Origin of the sequence: uncultured Neisseria sp. (assembly GCF_951230505.1) — a bacterium.
In the GTDB taxonomy this organism is placed as follows: Bacteria; Pseudomonadota; Gammaproteobacteria; order Burkholderiales; family Neisseriaceae; genus Neisseria.
In genome coordinates this window covers 1-4,295 of the sequence record NZ_CATNVN010000154.1, presented here as the reverse complement: position 1 = coordinate 4,295, position 4,295 = coordinate 1, and the positions used below count along the sequence as shown (strand labels likewise).

The 4,295-nt window shown below is 49.2% G+C and carries 3 protein-coding genes and 1 pseudogene; 3 read left to right on the top strand and 1 reads right to left on the bottom strand.

From position 1 onward, the window contains the following. Both Q1M25_RS08480 and Q1M25_RS08475 read left to right on the top strand, forming a co-directional pair. Window positions 1-478 (top strand): annotated as a pseudogene (locus Q1M25_RS08480) (DNA mismatch repair protein MutS); the annotation flags it as partial. A gap of 37 nt (window positions 479-515) precedes the next feature. Next, on the top strand, window positions 516-1,367 hold the full coding sequence (locus tag Q1M25_RS08475) for a DUF5672 family protein (protein WP_300483832.1): 852 nt from the start codon (window positions 516-518) through the stop codon (window positions 1,365-1,367). A gap of 43 nt (window positions 1,368-1,410) precedes the next feature. Here Q1M25_RS08475 and Q1M25_RS08470 read toward each other — a convergent pair whose 3' ends face one another. Next, entirely contained in the window at window positions 1,411-2,247 is an 837-nt protein-coding gene (locus tag Q1M25_RS08470) for a DUF4198 domain-containing protein (protein ID WP_300483831.1), read from the bottom strand. A gap of 252 nt (window positions 2,248-2,499) precedes the next feature. On the opposite strand from Q1M25_RS08470, the gene Q1M25_RS08465 reads away from it, so the two are divergent. Further along, the gene (locus tag Q1M25_RS08465) at window positions 2,500-3,543 is read left to right on the top strand and encodes a sulfate ABC transporter substrate-binding protein (RefSeq protein WP_225522184.1); all 1,044 of its coding nucleotides are present in this window, start codon (window positions 2,500-2,502) and stop codon (window positions 3,541-3,543) included. Window positions 3,544-4,295 lie beyond the last annotated feature (752 nt).

Below are 4,295 nucleotides of genomic sequence, written 5' to 3'. Positions count from 1 at the left end.
ACACCTGCTGCAAAAAAACAAATCCTTCAGCCTCTTCGCCACCCACTATTTCGAGTTGACCAAACTGCCCGAAGCCCACGCAACAGCAGTCAATATGCACCTCTCCGCACTCGAACAAGGACAAGACATCGTCTTCCTCCACCACATCGAGCCAGGTCCTGCCAGCAAAAGCTACGGTATCGCCGTCGCCAAACTCGCAGGTCTGCCCAACCGCGCTTTGAAATCGGCTCAAAAGCATTTAAACGATTTGGAAAACCAAGCTGCCGCCAACCGTCCGCAGTTGGATATTTTCAGCGCCATGCCGTCTGAAAATGGGGCGGATGAGGAAGGGAAAGAACAAGAAATTGAACCTGTTGATAATTTGCAGATCAATGAATTGACTGAAGCTTTGGCGCAAATCCAGCCAGACAACCTCACGCCGCGCGAAGCCTTGGATGCCTTGTATCGCTTGAAAGATATCTGCAACAAGGTGTCGTAAATAACTCAAAGGTCATCTGAAACAGGGAAATATATTAATGAGTTTTGCTGACATTACCGTGGTTGGTATTACCGGGGCAGATTCTTATACCGAGGGCACGATGTATGCCGTTGCCCGCAGCTGTGCCGAATTGCCCGGCAGCCGTGGATTGCTGATCAGCCCGAGCTGTCCGCAAGGTTTGCCAGAGAATATCCGACATCAACCTTGCCGGCCATTCGGGTATCTGGAATACAATCTGTTTGTTTTGTACCAACTGATGTATTACATCGATACGGATTATTGTTTGATTGTTCAAAATGACGGCTGGGTGTTGAACGGTCAAAACTGGCAGGATGCCTATCGGGAATATGACTATATTGGCGCACCTTTGCCGATTTTGTTGGAAACCGAAGCAGACGGGCAGTTTTTCCTGAAGGGAACCGACCAATATTTGGCCAAACAACATCTGATTCAGACTTCTCCGAATTTGGACGAGCCGCAGAACGGTGGTTTCAGCCTGCGCAGCAGACGGCTTTTAGCCATGCCGCGACAACTGGGCTTAAATGTAGAAATCCGACCGCCTTTGCCGCCGAAAGACGAAAAAATTGTCGATATGGAATGGCTGATACGGCTGCACCACGAAGATATGTTTTTGACGGCGCAACACCGTTATAGATTGCAGGACTTGGGTTTGAAATTCGCGCCTCCGGATATTGCCACGCAATTCTCTTCAGAAGTACCTTTTATCAATCAAATGAGGAATGTCCCTTTAGAGCGCGTCTTCGGGGCGCACTGGATGGGCAAAGTGGTCTTGACCGGCTGCAACCGTGTCCGTTTTGCCCAATTAAATGGTGATGAGTTGGAAACATTCTCCCGTTTTTTTAGAAATTTGGGTTATGAATTAGAATAAAAAAAGGCCGTCTGAAAGTTCAGACGGCCTTTTTTAATGGCTGTTAATGTTGATGATGGTGGGCATGGCGTGCAGCCGCGCGTTTGGTACCGACAGGCACAATCAGCGTTGCGTAAGTATTGTCTTTCTGACATACGCTTTTATCGCTGTAATCGGTCTCGTTCACGACTTTGATTTTCCACAAACCGTCAATCAGCGTAATCACATTGACCACGCCGTTTTTATCGGTTTTGCCGGAGAAGCCTTGAGGCTCGCGGTGGTCATGGGTTGATTCCAAGTCCATTTCCGCCAAAGTGTCCGAGCTAGCGGTAACGGTGGCTTTAACCAAAGGCTCGCCTTTGTACAGGATTTTGACCGGCAAAATACCGCCGGCTTTGACTTCGTTCGGATTTTTCAGCGGAACCAGTTCCAGCTCTTGGCCGATAGGGCGGGTCAATACCGCTTCATCAACTGCGCCGTTGCCCACTTGGACGAAACTCTTGCCGAACATTTGCGATTGTTCGCAATAGGTGGCACCGGCCAGCTGTTTCAAGGTTTGCTGTTTCCAGCCGTCTTGGTTTTTCGACCAGAAAGTCGGTTTGTAGGTTGCGCTGACCCAGTAGGAGCCTTCAGGCAGGGCGGCTTTGGAAACGTATTGATAGTTTTCGCCTTTATTTACCAAATCAACGGTTTTCTTTGAGCTACCGGTCAATTGCAGCGGTTTGAAAATATGTACGCGGTCGTCGGCGATTTTTTCGACATTGGGGAAGTCATGGCTGTAACCCAAATCCGCATGCAGGATTTGGCCGGCAGGCTGATGTGTCGGTGCAGCCACCCAAACATCGTGCGCCTGCGCCACTGCGCCCAATCCCAGCAATCCTAAAAGCATCCATTGTTTCATCGTTTCTACACTCCATCTTTCTATTATTGAACAAAACGCCTAATGATTCGGCGAATACGAACGGTACTCTTTTTTATTAACTTTGTAAATAATATGGTTTAGATTTTATAGTTATAAGTAATTATTTTTTGATTTCAGACGGCCTTAGTTTATATAACCAAAACTGATAAACCCAAAAGCAAACATTATTTCCCGTTTGCCTCCGATCCCGATAAAGTATCGCCATACTTTTAATAGGAGCCGACCATGAATATCCGTACCCTTTCTTTTGCCGCATTGACCGCCGCGCTGGCGTTGAGTGCCTGCTCTCCCAAAAACGAACAATCTGCCGACAATGCAGCTTCCGCAGGCAAGGGCGGTAATGTGAAGCTGTTGAACGTCTCTTATGATGTCGCACGAGATTTTTATAAAGAATACAATCCTTTGTTTGTCAAAGAATATGCTGCGAAAAACGGCGGTGCAACGGTTGAAGTCCAACAGTCGCACGGCGGCTCCAGCAAGCAGGCTTTGGCTGTCGCCAACGGTTTGGCTGCCGATGTGGTAACCATGAACCAGACTTCCGATATCGAGCTTTTGGTGAAAAAAGGTTTGGTCAAAGCCGATTGGAACACGCGCCTGCCGGACAATGCCGTGCCCTATACCAGCAACGTCGTTTTCTTGGTACGCAAAGGCAATCCGAAACACATTCAGGACTGGGGCGATTTGGCCAAAGACGGCGTACAAATCGTTTTGGCCAACCCGAAAACCACCGGCAACGGTCGCTACGCCTTTTTGGGTGCGTACGGTTATGGTTTGAAAGTCAATAACGGCGATGAAGGCAAAACCAAAGATTTTGTAGCCGCATTGCTGAAAAACACGCCTGTATTTGAAAACGGCGGCCGCGCGGCAACGACGACTTTCAGCCAACGCCATATCGGTGATGTTTTGGTTACCTTTGAAAATGAGGCCAACTACGTCAGCAAAAAGCTGACCCAAGACCAATTTGAAATTGTCTACCCAAGCTACACTATTCTTTCCGAAGCGCCGGTTGCCGTTGTGGACAGCGTAGTCGACAAAAAAGGCACGCGTGCAGCTGCCGAAGCCTATCTGCAAAACCTCTGGAGCGAACCGGCCCAAGAGTTGGCCGCCAATCTTTACCTGCGACCGCGCAATGCCGAAGTATTGGCGAAACACAAAGCCGATTTCCCTGAGATTGAGACGTTTAATCCGAATGAGAAATTTGGCCCGTGGGAAGAAATCATGAAAAAATTCTTTGCCGACGGCGGATTGTTTGATCAGCTTTCCAGTAAAAAATAAGGCTAAAACATAGAGGCCGTCTGAAACTTCAGACGGCCTTTTGTTACAATAAGCCTTTTTCTTATCCACCTTTTCCCATGTCCCAACGCAAAATCATCCATATCGATATGGACGCATTCTACGCTTCGGTAGAACTGCGCGAGCAGCCGCACCTGAAAGGGCTGCCCGTTGTTGTGGCGTGGGACGGTACGCGCTCGGTCATTTGTGCCGCTTCTTATGAAGCACGCAAATTCGGTTTGCACTCGGCCATGTCGGTGGCGACGGCGAAAAGGCTGTGTCCGCAGGCAGTGTTTGTGCCGCCGCATTTCGATTTGTACCGTCAAGTGTCGGCGCAGATTCATGCCGTGTTTCGGCGTTATACCGATTTGATCGAGCCTTTGTCTTTAGACGAAGCCTATTTGGATGTTACCCGAAATTTTGAAAATATCCCGTACGCCAGCGAGGTGGCTAAACGTATTCGTGCCGAAATTTTTGAAGAAACCGGTTTGACGGCCTCCGCGGGCATCGCGCCCAATAAGTTTTTGGCCAAAATCGCTTCCGACTGGCGCAAGCCGAACGGGCAGTTTGTGCTGCCGCCGCAAAAAATCATGGCGTTTTTGGAGAGCCTGCCGTTGGGTAAGATTCCCGGTGTCGGCAAAGTTACACTGAAAAAGATGAATGCCCTCGGTATGCAGACTGCCGGCGATTTGCGCCGTTTTGAGCAGATCGGAAGAGCGTCGTGTAGGGAAAGAGTGTAGATCTCGGTGGTCGCC

Coding starts and splice junctions, on each gene's coding strand:
- Q1M25_RS08475 (WP_300483832.1), top strand. CDS start 516: ATGAGTTTTGCTGACATTACCGTGGTTGGTATTACCGGGGCAGATTCT.
- Q1M25_RS08470 (WP_300483831.1), bottom strand. CDS start 2,247: ATGAAACAATGGATGCTTTTAGGATTGCTGGGATTGGGCGCAGTGGCG.